We start from the raw sequence: 16946 nt of genomic DNA on the forward strand, positions 1-16946 counted from the left end.
CTTCCTGCCGGCGTACAACTGCGTTGGCTGCGGTCCTACACGCCCGCGCCGGGCATCGTGCGTTCACGCACAGAGTGCGTTGCGCGCGACCGATAATCTTGATCCCAATCCTTTGATCCAGCTCAAATTCTGGCGAGTAATGTTGCTGGCAAGAGCCGTATTCCTGGCCTAACGACTAGTATCGAGCCATAGTATTTTGGCTATCGGAGCCATTGAATTGTCTAGATTGGCACTCGCCTATGGAGAGTGCTAATATATGTTCAAACGCAACGTTGAACACGGCAAAACTTGAGGCCAAAGCTTGACACATAGCCCTTGCCGGTGGTTAAGACCGAATTAAGTTCAACACTGCATGCTGTATGCAAATGCCGTGCTGCAATCCCGCAGCGCAGCCACGCAAGACCTTCAAGCGAGGAATGAAAATGACTATGTCCACACCTTCCGCCCTCGTTCCAGCCGGAACCAGTGCACTGGGACTTGGGTTCAGCGGCAACCTGGGTAACCTGGACGCCTACATTTCCGCTGTGAACCGCCTGCCAATGCTGACGCATGAAGAAGAAGTCTCGCTGGGTCGCCGCCTGAAGGAAAACAATGACCTGAAGGCGGCGGAAAAGCTCGTGCTGTCGCACCTGCGCCTGGTGGTTTCGATCGCCCGCGGCTACCTGGGTTATGGCCTGCCGCACGCCGACCTGATCCAGGAAGGCAACATCGGCCTGATGAAGGCGGTGAAGCGCTTCGACCCGGACCAGAACGTGCGCCTCGTGTCGTACGCGATGCACTGGATCAAGGCCGAGATGCACGAGTACATCCTCAAAAACTGGCGCCTGGTGAAAGTGGCGACGACGAAGGCGCAGCGCAAGCTGTTCTTCAACCTGCGCAGCCACAAGACCGGCCTCGATGCGATGACGCCGGACCAGATCGACGCGCTGGCGAAAACGCTCGACGTGAAGCGCGAGGAAGTGATCGAGATGGAAACGCGCCTGTCGGGCCGCGACATCGCACTGGAAGCGCCGACCGACGATGAAGACGACAAGTTCTCGCCGATCGCTTACCTGTCGTCCGACCTGTCGGAGCCGACCAAGGTGCTGGAAGCGGAACAGGTCACGCGCCTGCAGTCTGAGGGCCTGGAAACGGCACTGGGCAAGCTGGACGCCCGTTCGCGCCGCATCGTGGAAGCCCGCTGGCTGGCCAACGACGACGGCTCCGGCGCCACGCTGCACACGCTGGCCGACGAGTTCGGCGTATCCGCCGAGCGCATCCGCCAGATCGAATCGGCCGCGCTGAAAAAGATGAAAACCGCCTTGGCCGCTTACGTATGACGCGCCCCGCGCCACCAAGAAACCCGGCTTTTACGCCGGGTTTTTTATTGCCCAAAACCGGGGTCAGACCCCGGTTACAGGAAATATTTCCAGACAATGGGGTCTGACCCCGGTTTTTGGAAACAAATTGAAGAACCGACTCTTCCGATTATTTCCTTGAAAATAGGGTCCGTCCCCATTTTTTGAGCAACTTTTTTTCTCGAACACTCCATTTCCGGGCAGATAATGCTCAGCTGTGCGCTGCATATCATAACAATTTGATAACCTCGCTTGTCCAGTCATTTGCACGGAGGACTTATGCAAGCCAGGTTGATCGGCATCATTGCCGGTGCGCTGATGTTCGGCGTGGTGGCCGCCTGTTCGGTCGATCCAAAGCAGGCGGAAGCGGAGACGGCGCAGGCAAAACCGCGCAAGACCAGCGCCAGCTATGCGCTGCGCCAGGGGGAAAGTGTGATGCTGGCGCCCGGCACCACGCTCAAGCTCGACCGCATCAACGACAGCCGTTGCAAGACGGGTGCCGTCTGCGTGTGGGCTGGCTACATCAGCTACACGTTCACGTTGACGAGCCGCCTCGGCACGCGCAATTTCGTGCTTGCGGAAAACATGCCGAACGCGCAGCCCAGCACCACGCTGGATGGCCTGGCGTTTGCACTGGAGAAGCTGGAGCCGCCGGCCCCGCCGGCCGTGGATGAGGCGCCGCCGGATTATCGGGTAAGCTTGCGCGTATCCATCGTTCAACCGGCCCAGCCCGCTAAAACATGACACAGCGCCTCGTTGCCACCATCCTCCTGACCGCCCTTGGCACGGTCGCCATCGCCAAGACGCCGGTCGCCACCGGCACCGGCGGCGCGGTGGCAACGATCAGCGAGCAGGCTTCGCAGTCGGCGATCACGATCCTGGACCGGGGCGGCAACGCGATCGACGCGGCCGTGGCCGCGGCGGCCACGCTGGGCGTGACCGACCCCTTCAGCTGCGGTATCGGCGGCGGGGGCTTCATGGTGGTGTACCTGGCGAAGGAAAAACGCGTGATCACGATCGATCACCGCGAAACGGCACCGGCGGCGTTCACGCCCGCGGTTTTCCTCGACAATGGCAAGGAGATGGATTTCGACACGGTCGTCGCCAGCGGCCAGTCCGTCGGCGTGCCGGGCACCGTTCGCGGGTGGGACGAAGCGCTGCGCCGCTACGGCACGATGTCGTTCCGGCAGGTGCTTTCGCCGGCAATCGACGTGGCCGGCAAGGGCTTCACGGTCAACACCAATTTCTCCCGCCTGGTCGACGAGAACACCGATAAATTCCGCCGTTTTCCGGCCACCGCCGCGCTATACCTGAAGGATGGCAAGGCCTTGCCGCCCGGTGCGCAGCTGAAGAATCCCGGCCTGGCGCAGGCCTACCGCACGCTGGCCAAGGGCGGCGTGAAGGCCTTCTACGAAGGGCCGATGGCGCGCGCGATCGTCGATGCCGTCAACCGCCCCGCCACCGCGCCGGGCGTCACCGTGCGCGGCGGCGCCATGACGCTGGCCGATCTGGCCAACTACGAAGCCCGCATCCGCCCACCGGTGCGCAGCACCTACCGCGGCCTTGAACTGTATGGCATGCCGCTGCCCAGCAGCGGCGGCGTGACCGTGTTCGAGGCCTTGAACATCCTCGAAGGCTGGGACCTGACAGCGCTGCCGCGCCCGCAGGCCGAGCACCTGTACCTGGAAGCGAGCCGCCTCGCGTTTGCCGACCGCAATGCGTATCTCGCCGATCCCGAATACATCGATGCGCCCGTCGCGGGCTTGCTCAGCAAGGAATATGCGGCGCAACGGCGCAAGCTCGTGGACATGAACCAGGCGGCCAGCGGCCCCGTGGCGGCCGGCGATCCCTATCCGTTCCAGCGCGATGCCAGCGTGCCGCTGCGTCCTGCTTCCCCTGCAGCACTGCGGCAGGAAAGTGCGCATACCACGCACCTCACCGTCTCGGACAAGGAGGGCAACATCGTCTCCTACACGTTCACGATCGAATCGTGGGGCGGCAGCGGCATCGTGGTGCCCGGCTACGGCTTCCTGCTCAATAACGAGATGACCGATTTCGATTTCGCCGGCCCCGCGCCGAACGTGCCCGAGGCGGGCAAGCGCCCGCGCAGCAGCATGGCGCCGACGATCGCGCTGAAGGATGGCAAGCCGGCGTTCACGATCGGCAGTCCGGGTGGCGCCACGATCATCACGACCGTGCTGCAGACGATCGTCAACCACGTCGATCTCGGCATGCGCATGGACCAGGCCATCGACGCGCCCCGCCTTTCCGAGCGCAATGGCACGGCCACAGATGTGGAACCGGGCTTCGCCGGCAGCCCGCAGGCGGCGGCACTGGCGCCGTTCCGGCAACGCTGGGCCGCCAAACCGGAAGAAATCGGCGCCGCCAATGCGCTCGTGTTCAATCCGGACGGCACCGTGACCGCTGTCAGCGAAGGCCACCGCCACGGCATCGGCAGCGCGCTGGTGCAGAAACGCGCGCACTGACGGCGCACCGGAGTACAGGCTCAATTTTGCCGGGCATTTTCTTCACGGCGTTTTACCCTTTTTTACCGGGTTTTGCCCGTTGTGAGCGGATTGCCGCCTAGCCAACACTCGGCATTCCAGTTATGATGAGAATCGTTCTCATTCTCATTACTGGAAATCCATGCTGCTCCCGACCTTCTCCCTGCGCCCCACTCCCCTCGCCCTGGCCGCCGCGCTGTTGTGCGGCACCGCCCAGGCCGCCCCGGACACCCCGGTGGCGGAAGAACCCGAGCAGCAGATGCAGACGGTCGTCGTGCAAGGCACCGCGGAGGCGCTAAGCTATACGGCGAGAAGCAGCACGGGTTCGGCACGGCTCGACCTGGCGCTGCGCGAAACGCCGCAATCGGTGTCCGTTGTCACGCGCGCGAAGCTGGACGACTTCCAGCTCGATTCCGTCAACGACATGCTGGAAACCGTGACCGGCGTCACCGTGGAGCGCGTGGAAAACGACCGCACCTACTACACGGCGCGCGGCTTCGACATCACGAATTTCCAGTACGACGGCGTGGGCACGCCGTTCGTATTCGGCCTCGTGATGGGCGACCTGGACACGGTGATGTACGACCGCGTCGACGTCGTGCGCGGCGCCAACGGATTGATGTCCGCTACCGGCAACCCGTCGGCCACCGTCAACTTCCTGCGCAAGCGTCCGACGGTCCCGTTCCAGGCATCGGCGAACGTCACGGTCGGCTCGTGGGACAGGAAGCGCGTGGAAGCCGACATCTCCGGTGCCCTGAACGAGGCGGGCACGGTCTCGGCCCGCATCGTCGGCGCCTACGAGGATGGCGACTCGTACCTCGACCGCTATTCGGCGAAGAAGAAGGTGTTCTACGGCGTGGTGGAGGCAAAGCTGGACAAGGACACCACGCTGACCGTGGGCCACGCCAGCCAGGTCAACGATACGAAGGGCGGCATGTGGGGCGCGCTGCCGCTGATCTATTCGGACGGCACGCCGACCGACCTGCCGACCGGCTATTCGACGGCCGCCGACTGGACGCGCAACCACGTCAACAACCAGCGCACGTTCGCGGAACTCGTCCACCAGTTCGGCAACGGCTGGCGTGCCCAGGTCACCGCCACCCGCAACACGACGAAAACAGACGGCAAGCTGTTCTACACCTATGGCGAGGTCGATGCGGCCACCGGCCTTGGCCTGGTATCGTACCCGTCGCTGTACGCGTCGAACCTGAAGCAGAACCTGCTCGACGCTTCCGCGACGGGCCAGTTCACGCTGGGCGGGCGCCAGCATGACCTGGCGTTTGGCGCCAACTGGTCGCGCTCCACGCTGGACGACGTGTCGCACTACGGCCAGGGCATCGGCACGCCGCTCGTACCGCTGGACCAGTGGACCGGCAGCTACCCGGAACCGGCCTTCGATTTCGCGACCGATGGCAGCGCCTACGTGGACAAGCGCAAGTCCGCCTACGTGGCCGCAAGGTTCAACATCACCGAGCCCTTGAAACTGATCACCGGCTTCACGCACACGAAGGCGGACAGCACCGGCACCGCGTATGGCGCGACCAAGTTCAAGTCGAATGCCAAGACCACGCCCTACGTGGGCCTGACCTACGAGCTGACGCCGGCGCTGACCGCGTACACGAGCTACACGGAGATCTTCAACCCGCAAAGCGAGACCGATGGAAGCGGCGCCACGCTCGACCCGATGGAAGGCCGCACGGCGGAGGCGGGCATCAAGGGCGAGTGGTTCGGCGGCAAGCTCAATGCCGCCGCCTCGGTCTACAGGACGAAGCAGTTGAACACCGCCGAGCAGGCGGGCTTCACCAGCGCCGGCAAGGCCTGGTACCGCGGCATCGATGCCGAATCGAAGGGGGTCGAATTCGACGTCTCGGGCGAGCTGGCGAAGGGGCTGCAGGTCAGCACCGGCTTCTCGGTGATGAACCTGGAAGACCCGGATGGCAATACCGTCAAGACCTACATGCCGCGCCGCCTGCTGCGCGCATCGGCCACGTACCAGGTGCCGTCGCTGCCGCAGCTGCGCCTGGGCGCGAACGTCAACTGGCAGGACGACATCTACCGCAACGAAGCGAACGGCGTGATCCGCCAGCCGTCGTATGCCACGCTGGGCCTGATGGGGCGCTACGACATCGACCGGCACCTGTCGGTGGCCGTCAACGTCAACAACGTGACGGACAAGCGCTACCTCACGAGCCTGTACTGGAGCCAGAGCTATTACGCGGCGCCGCGCAACGCAAGCGTGACGCTGAACTGGAAGTACTGACGCGGCGGCGCTTCTGCCCTTCGTTTCAACCCTCGGTTTCAACCCTCAGTTTCAACCATGATGGGCGCGGGAATCGGCCGGCGCCTCTTCCCGCTCGCGCATGCCGTAGTCGCGAATGACGCCGGCGATGCGCAGCCGGTAATCGGCGAACAGCACTTCGCGTCCCGCCTGCTGCGCGGCGCGGTGCGCCTCGAGGGTGCGCCACTGCGCCAGCGCCGCCTCGTCGCGGAAGAACGACAGCGACAGCAGCTTGCCAGGGTCGGCCAGGCTCTGGAAACGCTCGATGGAGAGGAAGCCGTCGATGTCTTCCAACAGCGGCCGCAGCGCGGCGGCGTGGTCCAGGTATGCCTGCCTGCCGCCAGGGTGCGGCATCACTTCGAAGATCACGGCGATCATTGTTCACTCTCTTCGATGAAGACGGGCATGCGGGCATTCACGGATGGCCGGTAGCGCCAGGCCACGCGGGGCAAGGGCCCGGCTGCATCCAGTGCCCGCAAGGCTTCCATCACGATGGTGCGTGCCAGCCGCTGGCCCGGGCAGGCGTGGCGGCCTTCGCCGAAGCCGGTCGTTCCCGCCAGCACCAGCAGCAGCGCGTGGCCGGCCGGCACGTGCGCACCGGCAATGCGGATGTCGCTGGCCGTGAACCGCCGCGTGTTGTGGATGGCCGGATCGCGTGCCATCACGGCCGGCACCAGCGCGGCGGGTTCGTTCGCGTCGCCACGCAAACGGGCAACGATGCAATTGCCGAGCAGCCCGGCCGTGGCCTCGAAAGTCTGCGTCATCAGGCCTGCCAGGTTGGCCAGCAATGCATGCTCGTCCGGCCACTGGGCGCCGGTCACGCCGGCCAGCAAGGCTGTCCGTGGCGCCTCCCGCTCGCGGCGGCGCAGCGCATCCAACAGTGCCGTCGCCGCTTCGTGCGCCGCCGCGATCCCGGCCGCGGAAACCAGCGGCGACAGGCATGCCACGTAGCGGGACACCAGGTCCGCGATGCGCGGCAAGTCTTCGTCTGCAAAGCCCAGCAGGCTGGCGACCGTGCGCACCGGCGCGCCGCGGACAAACGCATCGAGCGTCGTCGCATCGCGCACATCGGCCGCCATGCGCGCGGCAACGCATGCCGTGCGGTCCGTCAAAGCCGCCTCCGGCAGCGCCGCCAGCGCCCCTTGCAGCGCCGCCTTGGGCGCGGCATGGCGTGCGCCATCGTTCATGCGCACCAGCGCGCCGAACAGGTCGCCCGCGGGGCCGGCCAGCGCGGCCGGCACCGGTTCATGCATCGGCCGCACGCGGCAATCGGGATGCGCCAGCAGTTCCCGCACGGTACCCGGGTGCGCGGCAACCCACAGCCGCAGCCGCTCGTCGTAACGCGGTACCGGGTCCGCGGCCAGCACCGCGTACCAGGGATAAGGGTCCGTGCGGGTAACCGCCGCCACCGCGTCCGCGGGCCACTGATCGTTGTCCATGCTTGTTCCTTTGCTTGACGGGAGGGATGCAGTATCCTGAAAAAACCACGCCGATACTTCGCCCGGGACCGAATCATGGATGCAGCACGCGCCGGCGCACCGGCCACCGCTACCAACATCACCGCCGACGATCGCCTGGCCCGCATTGCCGCGGCCATCGCCGAACCGGCCCGCGCGCGCATGCTGTGCAGCCTGCTCGATGGCCATGCGCGCACTAGCACCGAACTGTCGGTGGTGGCCGGCATCGGCCCGTCCACCGCCAGCGCGCACCTGGCGCGCCTGCACGACGAAGGCCTGCTGCGCCAGCTCGCGCAGGGCCGGCACCGCTACTACAGCCTGGCAGGCGGCGACGTGGCCGCCGCGCTGGAAGCGCTGCTCGTCGTCGCCGGCGTGCAGCGCACACCGTTCGTTGCAACGGCGCCGGACCGGTTGCGTGAAGCGCGCACCTGCTACGACCACATGGCCGGCGCACTGGCCGTGCTGCTCAACGATCACTTCCTGGCGGCGGGCTGGCTCGTCGAGGACGAAGGCGCCTACCTGCTGTCGGCCGCCGGAGAAGAGCGTTTCGCCGCGCTGGGGCTCGACATCGCCGCCCTGCGCGGCCAGCGCCGCCGCTTCGCCTGCCCTTGCCTGGACTGGAGCGAACGCCGGCAGCACCTGGGTGGCGCACTCGGCGCGGCGCTGCTGCGCCTTGCATTGCACAAGGGCTGGGTCGAGCAGGACCTGGACAGCCGCGCCCTGGGCGTTCCGGCACAGGGCCGGCGGCGCATGCTGGCCGCGCTCGGCATGGCCGGAAAATCCACGCCGAAAGTCCGCGCCGTAAGTCCGACTTAAGAACCACATTTGAAGATGGGATTCCACAACCATCCGGGGGATCACATGAAAGAAGCCTTCCGCGCCAACAAGGGATTCATCGCCTTCCTGCTGCTGTTCGGGATCTTCCGCACCGCCGTGGCGGACTGGAATCCGATTCCTTCCGCATCGATGCGCCCCAACCTGCTCGAGGGCGACGTGGTGTTCGTCAACCGCCTCGCCTACGACGTGAAGATTCCCCTCACCGACATTTCGCTGGCGCGCACCGGCGAGCCCCGCCGCGGCGACGTCGTCACGTTCTCGTCGCCCAAGGATGGCACGCGGCTCATCAAGTGCATCGCCGCGCTGCCCGGCGACACCGTGGAGATGCGTGGCGAGCGACTGCTGATCAACGGCCGCCAGGCCGACTACACGGTGCTCGGCAACGGCACCGAGCATATCGCCGCGCTGGGCGATCTCGCGGCATTGCACCTGCGCGAACGCAGCGGCGACGCCGACTACCGGATCCAGGTGCTGCCCCAGGTGCGCGCGATGCGCGACTTCGGCCCCGTGACGGTGCCGCGCGACAGTTACCTGATGCTGGGCGATAACCGCGACAACAGCGGCGATTCGCGCGTGTTCGGCACCGTGCCGCGCGCGTTGCTGATCGGCCGCGCCGAACGCGTGCTTGTTTCCGCCGACATCCTCGGCAACTGGGCGCCGCGCACCGACCGCATCGGCATGAGCCTGCGCCAGTAATGACTCAATGTTAAGATCGGCGCTCCCCACCTGAACCGGGAGCGACATGATCGAATTCGATGGCCTGGCCAAGCGCTACGGCGACTACGAAGCGGTGCGCCCGCTGACGCTCGCCGTGCGGCGTGGCGAAGTATTCGGCTTTCTCGGCCCGAACGGCGCCGGTAAGACCACCACGATCCGCATGATGATGGGCATCCTCGTGCCCAGCGCCGGCCGCGTGCTGGTCGACGGCCTCGACTGCCATGGCGAGGCGGCGGACGTGAAGCGCCACGTCGGCTACCTGCCGGACAACCCGATCTTCTACGATTACCTGCGCGGGCGGGAGATCCTGCAGTTCGTCGGCGAGATGCACGGCCTGCCGCGGCGCGCCGCCGCCGAGCGCGCCGATGCCCTGCTGGCCGAATTCGGCCTCGATGAAGTGTCCGAGGAATTCGCCGTCAACTACTCGATGGGCATGAAGAAGAAGCTGGGCCTGGCCTGCGCGCTGGTGCACGACCCGGCGGTACTGATCCTCGACGAACCGATCAACGGCCTCGATCCCCGCGCCGCGCGCGACGTGCAGGAACTGCTCGTGGGCCGCGCGGCCGCCGGCAAGACGATCTTTGTCTCCACCCACCTGCTCGACATGGCGCAGCGCATGTGCGATCGCGTGGGCATCATCCACCGCGGCGCGCTGGTGGCAACCGGCGCACTGGACGAATTGCGCGATGACAGCGACACGTCGCTCGAGGAAGTGTTCCTGCGCCTGACGGACGAATCCGGCGAGCCGGCGGCCACGGGCGAGGTGGCGCGGGGATGAACGGGCCGCTCCCCGTCGGCAATGCACGCGCGGCCTGGTTGCTGGCGCGGCTGCGGCTGCGCCGCCTGCTGAACATGGCCACGCTGTCGATGCGGCGCAAGCGCAGCGGCGGCAGTGGCGGCGGCCGCGTTGCCACCGCCGGCAAGCGCCGTGGCAGGTGGATCCTGCCGATCGTGATGGCGCTCGCGATGGTGTTTGCCTTTTCGTTCCAGGCCCGCCAGATCCTGATCAACCTGCATTGCGAGCTGGCGCCGGAAAGCGCCTGCGGGGGCCACGCCACCGCGCATGAGCGGGACCGGGCGGCGCTGGCCGACCTGGGCGAGGCGCCATTCAGCCCGGCGCTGCAGCGTGCCCTGGCGATGGAGCTTTGGCTCCTTTGGCTCGTGGCCCTGCTGGTGCCGCTCGGCAGCCGCGAAATGGCGCAGCCGGACTGGGACCTCGAATGGCTCGTCACGCTGCCCGTGCGGCGCAAGGGGTTGCTGTGGGCACGCGTGGCGGAACGCACCGTCACCAATGCCACCGGCTGGCTGGTCCTGTTCCCGGCCACGGTGATGATCGGCTGGACCGCCGGCTTGCGCTGGACTTTGCCGGCCGCCGCGCTGGCCATATCGCTGGCATTGCTGGCGCTGGCCGCCACGGTGCGCACGCTGGCCGACACGGGCTTGCGGCTGTCGCTGCCGCCGTCGCAACTGCGCAACCTGCAGGCGGCGATTTCCGTCGCGTCGATGCCGCTGATCTACGTCGTCATCGCACTGTCGACCGGCGGCGGCATGGTGATGGACTGGGCACGCGCGTGGCCGGCATGGACGCTGTGGACCCCGCCCGGCCTCGCTGGCCAGCTGCTCGATGCGCGGTCGCTGCCGGCCGCGCTCGGCCCTGGCGTGCTGCTCGCGCTGCAGACGGCGCTGCTGCTGTGGGCAGGCATCGCGCTGTTGTCCCGCCAGTTGTCCGCCGGCGTGGTGGCCGCCAGTTCGCGCGAAACGGCTCGCACGCAACGGCCGCCGGCGGCGGCATGGGCAATGCCCGGCACGCCGCTGCAGCGGCGCGAACTGCGGCTGCTGGCCCGCGACCGCACGTTCCTCGTGCAGAGCCTCGTGGTGCCGCTGGTGATCATCGGCAGCCAGCTGTTCTTCACCGGGCGGATGGATGCGATGGCCCGGGTAGGCACCGATGGCGCCGCGCTGGCCTCGATCGCGTTCGGGCTGGGCAGCTACGTGCTGTTGCTGTCGGCCTTCCAGACCATCAACACGGAAGGCCAGGCGCTCTGGATGCTCTACACCTTCCCCGGCACGCTGGAGCGGATGCTGCTGGAGAAGGCGCGGCTGTGGGCGCTGCTGGCGCTGGTCTACCCGGCTGCCGTGTTCGCGGTCGGTATCGCCTGGGCGCCCGCCCTCGATGCCGGCCTGCTGGCGCGGATCGCCCTGGTGGCACTTGGCATCCCCATCTTCGCGCTGATCGCCGTGGCACTGGGCGTGTGGGCTTCGGACCCGCTGGCGCACGAAGCCGGCGCGCGCATCCGCCCGACCTACGTGTACCTTTATTCGATCTTCGCCGGCATGTATGGCTTCGCGCTGTACACCGACACGTGGACGCATCGGCTGGCCGTGGTGGTGCTGCTGGCCGCGCTGGCGCTGGCGCTGTGGCAGAAGGCCCGCGACCACCTGCCCTACCTGCTCGATCCGTCCGCCGCGCCGCCGCCGCGCGTTTCCGCGGCCGACGGCATGGTTGCCGCGCTGCTGTTCTTTGCCGTGCAGGCGATTGCCGTCACCGTCCTCCACCGTGGCGAGGGCGCGCCGGCGCTGACGGACCTGGCGCTGGCGCTGGCCATCGGCGGTGCCGCCACCTGGGCGCTGGTGCGCTTCGTCTACTGGCGCGTGGGAACGGCCGGCGTGCCGCGGTTCCTGCATGGGCCGGTGGTGCCGGCCGTGCTGTCCGGCGCGGCATGGGCGCTGCCGGCGATTGCCGCCGCCGCGCTGTACATGCTGGCGATGCGCCACTTCGGCATCGCGCTGCCGCAGCCGGACGGCGCCATCGCCTTGCCCGTGCTGCTGGCCATCGCCTGCGTGGCGGCGCCCCTGTCCGAAGAGTTCATCTTCCGCGGCCTGCTGTTCGGCGGCCTGCGCCGATCGCTGTCCGCTGCCCCGGCCGTGCTGGCCAGCGCGGCGCTGTTCGCCGTCGTGCACCCGCCGGTATCGATGGTGCCGGTCTTCGTGCTGGGCGTGTGCGCCGCGCTGGCCTACGGGCGCAAGGGTGGCCTGCTGGCGCCGGTGGTCACGCACGCGGTGTACAACGCCGCGATCATCACCTTGCAAAGCTGAGCTTACGCATCGGGTCTGGCTGCGATAAAATGAGAATCATTCTCATTCATAGACCCGCGTCATGCTTCCATCCCTTCCTCGCCGCCGCCTGCTGGCCGCCGGCGGCACCCTGCTGGGTTCGGCCCTGCTCCCCGGTCCGGCACACGCCGGCGATGCCTGGCAGACCGTCGCGCTGCCGCACGCACGCCAGCGCGACCTCGCCTCCTCGATCACGGGCGGGCGTTACCGTATCTTCCTCAGCGTGCCGCAGGATCGGGACACGCCGGCGCCGGCCGCGGGCTACCCGGTGCTGTATGCGCTCGATGGCAACGCCTCGTTCCCCCTGCTGGCCCAGATGGCCCGCATGGCGGGCTGGCGCAGCAAGGTTACCGGGCAGCCGGCGCCCGTCATCGTCGGCATCGGTTATGCCACGGACGACGATTACCATCCCGACCGCGGGCGCGACTACACGCCAGCCAGCGCCGGTGCGCCGGCGACGGAGGGTGGCGCGGACCGTTTCCTGGACTTCATCGAGAAGGAATTGAAACCGCTGGTGCGGTCGCTGGTACCCGTCGATCCCCGGCGCCAGGCGCTGTATGGGCATTCGTACGGCGGCCTGTGCGCGCTGCACGCGCTGTTCACGCGACCGGCGATGTTCCAGACGTATATCGCCGCGAGCCCGTCGATCTGGTACCGCGAGCGCGCCGTGCTGGCGGGGTTGGAGGGGTTCGGCAAGCATGCCGCCGCGCTGGCCGTGAAGCCATCGGTGCTGCTGACGGCAGGCGAGCTGGAACAACCTGCCGGTGCCGGGGCAAATGGTGCCACGCCCGGCTCGCGCGACGCGATCGCCGCCCAGCGGCGCATGATCGATGAAGCGCGGGCGTTATCGGCCAAGCTGGGCGCCATGCAGGGCACCGTATCACGGGCACAATTCCTGCTGTTCGCGCAGGAAAACCATGGTTCCGCCGCATTCCCCGCCATGGCGCGGGGAATGGACTTCTTCCTCGCCTAGCGCTTCAGAGCAGGCGCGCCGGGCACAGTGCGCGCATGAGCCACAAGATGGCCGCGCCCAGCGCGCTGGTGACGATGGTGGTCACCACGATCAGCGTCGGCAACGCGTGCTGGCCATATTCATCGGCCAGCACGATCGTGCCCAACGCCACGACCAGTTGCGCCGGCACGATCACGCGCAGCCAGCGCCGCGCCCCGGGAAACCCCCGTCGCGCCAGCTTGCGCGACGCCAGCACCACGGGCCCGCACAGCACGGCGAGGAAAACGGCGACAAACAAGATCATCTGCAGGATGCGCATTCGGTTCCCTCGTCAAAGGCGGCCAGCATAGCGCAGACCGCCATGCCGTTGTGCCCTCACCACAAAAAGTGTTGTTCTTTTCTTGGGGACTGTCCCCCCTGCAGGGACTGTCCCCCCTGGAGGGACTGTCCCTCTTGGAGGGACTGTCCCCAAAGAAGAAACAACAAAAAAGCGGTGGCCGGGTTGCCGGGCCACCGCGATGGGAGCGCGCCATGGGCTGGCGCGGGTGAAACAGGTTACAGGTGCTGGGCGACTTGCGGCATCAGTTCCTCGAACGTGCGGCCGATGCCGCTTTCGCCGATCGCGTGCATTTTCCATTCGCCGTTGTGGCGGTACAGCTTGGCCATGATCTGGGCGCTGTGCGAGCCCTGCACGGAGAGGTCGAAACGCGCCACTTCCTTGCCGTTGTTCGCATTCACCAGCCGGCAGTAAGCGTTCTGCACCTGCGCGAAGCTCTGGCCGGTGAAGCTGTTGACCGTGAAGACGATGCTCTTCACGTTGGCCGGCACCTGGTCGAGACTCACGCTGATCTGCTCGTCGTCGCCATCGCCGGCGCCCGTGCGGTTGTCGCCCGAGTGCATCACGCTGCCGTCGCGGCTTTTCAGCTGGCGGAACCACACCACGTCGACCGGCTTGTTCGCTTCGTCGAACAGCAGGCAGGAAGCATCGAGGTCGATGTCGGCGCTCTTGCTGCCGAAACCGAGGAAGCCCTTGCTTTTCACGGCATCCCAGCCCAGGCCCATCGACACGTGCGACAGCGCGCCGCCGCCTTCCTTGTCCAGCGAGATTTTCTGGCCCTTCGTCAAATTGACAGACATGTCATCCTCCTCGATGTGTTGCGGTTCACTGCGCCTTCGCTTTGCCCTTTACTACGCTTACTGCGGCTTGGTGCTCGACAGCCACGACAGGAACGCCGCCCGGCTGCGCGAGCACACCACCACCTTGCCGGTGCCCGAGAAGCGCAGCACCATCCCTTCGCCGCTCGTCACGCTGTTGACCAGGTTGCCGAGGAAGCCGCTGCTGCGGCTCGTCGACACCGACATCTCGTAGCGCAGCTGGCTGTCCCAGCACACCACGTGCGAGTTGTCGATCACGATATCCTTGCCGGCTTCCACGTCCAGCGTGGCCACCGAGCCGAAGCCCGACACCACCAGCTGGCCGCTGCCCGAGGTTTCCGTGATGAAGAACCCGCCGGTCTGGCCGAACAGTGCGGTGCCCACGTTCTGGGTGCGCACGTTCAGGTTCACGCTCGACGATGCCGCGACGAACGCGCCGTCGCTGATCATGTACTGGCGCGCGCCCACGTCCAGCACCTGCATCGCGCCCGGCAACGTGGGCGCCAGCAGGCAGTCGCCATCGCCCTTGACGGCCTCGATGTGCTGCTGGAAGAACGACTCGCCGTTGGCGAAGGTGCGCATCAGCGCCGCGCCCAGCCCGCCGTTCATCTTGCCTTTCAGCTCGAGGTTCGACTCCATCATGACCATGGCGTTTGCTTCGCAGTAGATCTTTTCGCCATGGCGCAGGGTCACGTGCAGGAACGGGTCCTCTTCTCCGGTAATGCTGAAGACGGGCATGGCTTACACCGCGACGCCGTAGCTCTTGGCCAGCGCGCCAAGGCCGCCGGCATAGCCCTGGCCCACGGCGCGGAATTTCCAATCGCTGCCGTTGCGATACAGTTCGCCGAACACCATCGCCGTTTCCGTCGAGCTGTCCTCGGACAGGTCATAGCGTGCCACTTCGGCACCGGTGGCCGCGTTCACGCAGCGCACGAAGGCTTTCTGCACCTGGCCGAAGTTCTGGCGGCGGGCATCGGCATCGTGGATCGTCACGCAGACGGCGATCTTGTCGACGTCGGCCGGCACCTTGCCCAGGTCGACGTTCACGGTCTCGTCGTCGCCTGCGCCTTCGCCGGTGCGGTTGTCACCCGAGTGCACGATGGAACCGTCGGCCGATTTCAGGTTGTTGTAGAAGATGAAGTCGGAGTCGCTGCGCACCTTGCCATCCGCCTTCAGGAGGAAGGCCGAGCTGTCGATGTCGAATGCGGCGCCATCGGTGTTGCGCACGTCCCAGCCCAGGCCGATCGTCAGTTGCGACAGACCGGGAGCTTCCTTGGACAGGTTGACGTTGCCGCCTTTTTGCAGACTGATTGCCATGATCGATTCTCCTTTGGTTGTTTGAGACACCTTGCTTCCGGCACGGCGCGACCGGTGTCAATTGGCGCGCCGCGTATTGTCGGACGGGCTGGCTGCCCGTCCATTCTTGTTATTTGACCAGCTTGCAGCCCTTACGCCATGGCGAGGGATTCCTGCCGCTTGCGGTACCGTACCGACGACCATACCGACGCCGCGATGAAGGCCACGCCAATCAGGCCGGTGAAGATTTCCGGCACATGGAACTTCATGCTTGCCAGCATGATCGCTGCCAGGATGCCGATCGCATAGTGTGCGCCATGTTCCAGGTACACGTAAGCATCCAGCGTGCCTTTTTCCACCAGGTACACCGTCATCGAACGCACGAACATCGCGCCGATCGCCAGGCCCACCATGATGATGACCACATCCTTGGTGATCGCGAACGCGCCGATCACGCCGTCGAAACTGAACGACGCATCCAGCACTTCCAGGTACAGGAAGCCGCCGATACCGCCGCGCTTGACCATCTCGCCCACGCCCGATTCGCTTTCTTCACCCGCCTCGAGGTAGTTCGACAGCGCATCGACGCCCACGTAGATCAGCAGGCCCCACAGGCCGGACAGCAGCACCGCCAGTTTCTGGCCTTCCTGCACCAGCGTCATGCAGCCCAGCAGCGTGGCCAGCGCCACCATGATCGAAATCGACGAGACCTTGCCCAGCGAACCCAGTTTTTCCTCGAAGTTGCCCAGCCAGTGCGTTTCCTTTTCCGGGTCCAGGATGAAATTCAGGAACACCATCAACAGGAAGATACCGCCGAACGCCGCCACTTCGGCATGGTGCTCGGTCAGGTGGCGCGAATATTCATCCGGGTTGTTCAGCGCCAGCGTCCATACTTCCGTCAGCCCGATATCCGCAGCCACGGCCACGATTACCAGCGGGAACAGCAGCCGCATGCCGAACACGGCGATGATGATGCCCACGCCGAGGAACAGCTTGCGCCAGAAGTCGTCCCACGTTTTCAGCACGGAGGCGTTGACCACCGCGTTGTCGAACGACAGCGAGACTTCCATCACGCCGAGAATCATGGCAATGCCGAGGGCCGACAGTGCGCCCGTGATGCCGGCCGCCCGGTAACCCCACCAGCCCGCGATAGCCAGGCAGACCGCCGTGACTATGAATGAAATCCTGAAATGCTTCATTAATCTTCCCCTTATTTGCTTAGTATCTACTTAATATTTGATCGACATCATGCAGTGTAGAGCCTGGCAAGCAATTGGAAAACCAGAGTTCATGTGAAGC

The 16946-nt window shown here is 66.1% G+C and carries 16 protein-coding genes; 9 read left to right on the forward strand and 7 right to left on the reverse strand.

The window, feature by feature from the left end:
* Positions 1 to 428: 428 nt before the first annotated feature.
* From rpoH to EWM63_RS08240, 4 genes are all read left to right on the forward strand, one after another.
* On the forward strand, positions 429 to 1319 hold the full coding sequence (rpoH, locus tag EWM63_RS08225; protein ID WP_371861238.1) for an RNA polymerase sigma factor RpoH: 891 nt from the start codon (positions 429 to 431) through the stop codon (positions 1317 to 1319).
* A gap of 297 nt (positions 1320 to 1616) precedes the next feature.
* Positions 1617 to 2081 carry a hypothetical protein gene (locus EWM63_RS08230; RefSeq protein WP_130186091.1) on the forward strand — a complete coding sequence of 155 codons (465 nt, stop codon included), beginning with the start codon at positions 1617 to 1619 and terminating at the stop codon, positions 2079 to 2081.
* On the forward strand, positions 2078 to 3823 hold the full coding sequence (gene ggt / locus EWM63_RS08235) for a gamma-glutamyltransferase (protein ID WP_130186092.1): 1746 nt from the start codon (positions 2078 to 2080) through the stop codon (positions 3821 to 3823). Before EWM63_RS08230 ends, ggt begins: the two co-directional genes overlap by 4 nt.
* A gap of 160 nt (positions 3824 to 3983) precedes the next feature.
* Positions 3984 to 6101: a TonB-dependent siderophore receptor gene (locus EWM63_RS08240; RefSeq protein ID WP_130186093.1), complete on the forward strand. Its 2118-nt coding sequence runs from the start codon at positions 3984 to 3986 to the stop codon at positions 6099 to 6101.
* Positions 6102 to 6152: 51 nt separating this feature from the next.
* Here the strand turns inward: EWM63_RS08240 and EWM63_RS08245 are convergent, their stop codons facing one another.
* Entirely contained in the window at positions 6153 to 6497 is a 345-nt protein-coding gene (locus EWM63_RS08245; protein ID WP_130186094.1) for an antibiotic biosynthesis monooxygenase family protein, read from the reverse strand.
* Positions 6494 to 7558 (reverse strand): cytochrome P450 family protein, encoded by a 1065-nt coding sequence (locus tag EWM63_RS08250; protein WP_130186095.1) that lies wholly within the window; start codon positions 7556 to 7558, stop codon positions 6494 to 6496. Before EWM63_RS08250 ends, EWM63_RS08245 begins: the two co-directional genes overlap by 4 nt.
* A gap of 75 nt (positions 7559 to 7633) precedes the next feature.
* Here EWM63_RS08250 and EWM63_RS08255 point away from each other — a divergent pair, with 75 nt between their 5' ends.
* From EWM63_RS08255 to EWM63_RS08275, 5 genes are all read left to right on the forward strand, one after another.
* The gene (locus tag EWM63_RS08255) at positions 7634 to 8392 is read left to right on the forward strand and encodes a helix-turn-helix domain-containing protein (RefSeq protein WP_130186096.1); all 759 of its coding nucleotides are present in this window, start codon (positions 7634 to 7636) and stop codon (positions 8390 to 8392) included.
* A 45-nt stretch (positions 8393 to 8437) separates the two neighbouring features.
* Positions 8438 to 9109, forward strand: a complete 672-nt coding sequence (gene lepB, locus EWM63_RS08260; protein WP_130186097.1) for a signal peptidase I — start codon at positions 8438 to 8440, stop codon at positions 9107 to 9109.
* Between the two features lie 46 nt (positions 9110 to 9155).
* A complete protein-coding gene (locus EWM63_RS08265; protein WP_130186098.1) occupies positions 9156 to 9908 on the forward strand; it encodes an ABC transporter ATP-binding protein in 753 nt (250 codons plus the stop codon).
* The gene (locus EWM63_RS08270; protein ID WP_130186099.1) at positions 9905 to 12226 is read left to right on the forward strand and encodes a CPBP family intramembrane glutamic endopeptidase; all 2322 of its coding nucleotides are present in this window, start codon (positions 9905 to 9907) and stop codon (positions 12224 to 12226) included. Before EWM63_RS08265 ends, EWM63_RS08270 begins: the two co-directional genes overlap by 4 nt.
* Positions 12227 to 12287: 61 nt before the next feature.
* The gene (locus tag EWM63_RS08275) at positions 12288 to 13217 is read left to right on the forward strand and encodes an alpha/beta hydrolase (protein ID WP_130186100.1); all 930 of its coding nucleotides are present in this window, start codon (positions 12288 to 12290) and stop codon (positions 13215 to 13217) included.
* Positions 13218 to 13221: 4 nt separating this feature from the next.
* Here the strand turns inward: EWM63_RS08275 and EWM63_RS08280 are convergent, their stop codons facing one another.
* The 5 genes from EWM63_RS08280 to EWM63_RS08300 all read right to left on the reverse strand — a co-directional run bounded on the left by EWM63_RS08280 (position 13222) and on the right by EWM63_RS08300 (position 16846).
* Complete coding sequence (locus tag EWM63_RS08280) at positions 13222 to 13515, reverse strand: hypothetical protein (RefSeq protein ID WP_130186101.1); 294 nt, start codon at positions 13513 to 13515, stop codon at positions 13222 to 13224.
* Between the two features lie 236 nt (positions 13516 to 13751).
* Positions 13752 to 14333, reverse strand: coding sequence for a TerD family protein (locus EWM63_RS08285; RefSeq protein ID WP_130186102.1), 582 nt, complete (start codon positions 14331 to 14333; stop codon positions 13752 to 13754).
* A 57-nt stretch (positions 14334 to 14390) separates the two neighbouring features.
* Entirely contained in the window at positions 14391 to 15089 is a 699-nt protein-coding gene (locus EWM63_RS08290) for a TIGR00266 family protein (protein WP_130186103.1), read from the reverse strand.
* A 3-nt stretch (positions 15090 to 15092) separates the two neighbouring features.
* Positions 15093 to 15668, reverse strand: coding sequence for a TerD family protein (locus tag EWM63_RS08295; protein ID WP_130186104.1), 576 nt, complete (start codon positions 15666 to 15668; stop codon positions 15093 to 15095).
* Between the two features lie 131 nt (positions 15669 to 15799).
* Entirely contained in the window at positions 15800 to 16846 is a 1047-nt protein-coding gene (locus tag EWM63_RS08300) for a DUF475 domain-containing protein (RefSeq protein ID WP_130186105.1), read from the reverse strand.
* Between the last annotated feature and the right edge of the window lie 100 nt (positions 16847 to 16946).

The organism is Pseudoduganella lutea (assembly GCF_004209755.1).
Lineage (GTDB): Bacteria > Pseudomonadota > Gammaproteobacteria > Burkholderiales > Burkholderiaceae_D > Rugamonas > Rugamonas lutea.

Coding starts and splice junctions, on each gene's coding strand:
- EWM63_RS08265 (WP_130186098.1), top strand. CDS start 9,156: ATGATCGAATTCGATGGCCTGGCCAAGCGCTACGGCGACTACGAAGCG.
- EWM63_RS08240 (WP_130186093.1), top strand. CDS start 3,984: ATGCTGCTCCCGACCTTCTCCCTGCGCCCCACTCCCCTCGCCCTGGCC.
- EWM63_RS08290 (WP_130186103.1), bottom strand. CDS start 15,089: ATGCCCGTCTTCAGCATTACCGGAGAAGAGGACCCGTTCCTGCACGTG.
- EWM63_RS08230 (WP_130186091.1), top strand. CDS start 1,617: ATGCAAGCCAGGTTGATCGGCATCATTGCCGGTGCGCTGATGTTCGGC.
- EWM63_RS08250 (WP_130186095.1), bottom strand. CDS start 7,558: ATGGACAACGATCAGTGGCCCGCGGACGCGGTGGCGGCGGTTACCCGC.
- EWM63_RS08270 (WP_130186099.1), top strand. CDS start 9,905: ATGAACGGGCCGCTCCCCGTCGGCAATGCACGCGCGGCCTGGTTGCTG.
- EWM63_RS08245 (WP_130186094.1), bottom strand. CDS start 6,497: ATGATCGCCGTGATCTTCGAAGTGATGCCGCACCCTGGCGGCAGGCAG.
- lepB (WP_130186097.1), top strand. CDS start 8,438: ATGAAAGAAGCCTTCCGCGCCAACAAGGGATTCATCGCCTTCCTGCTG.
- EWM63_RS08295 (WP_130186104.1), bottom strand. CDS start 15,668: ATGGCAATCAGTCTGCAAAAAGGCGGCAACGTCAACCTGTCCAAGGAA.
- EWM63_RS08255 (WP_130186096.1), top strand. CDS start 7,634: ATGGATGCAGCACGCGCCGGCGCACCGGCCACCGCTACCAACATCACC.
- EWM63_RS08300 (WP_130186105.1), bottom strand. CDS start 16,846: ATGAAGCATTTCAGGATTTCATTCATAGTCACGGCGGTCTGCCTGGCT.
- EWM63_RS08285 (WP_130186102.1), bottom strand. CDS start 14,333: ATGTCTGTCAATTTGACGAAGGGCCAGAAAATCTCGCTGGACAAGGAA.
- EWM63_RS08280 (WP_130186101.1), bottom strand. CDS start 13,515: ATGCGCATCCTGCAGATGATCTTGTTTGTCGCCGTTTTCCTCGCCGTG.
- EWM63_RS08275 (WP_130186100.1), top strand. CDS start 12,288: ATGCTTCCATCCCTTCCTCGCCGCCGCCTGCTGGCCGCCGGCGGCACC.
- ggt (WP_130186092.1), top strand. CDS start 2,078: ATGACACAGCGCCTCGTTGCCACCATCCTCCTGACCGCCCTTGGCACG.
- rpoH (WP_371861238.1), top strand. CDS start 429: ATGTCCACACCTTCCGCCCTCGTTCCAGCCGGAACCAGTGCACTGGGA.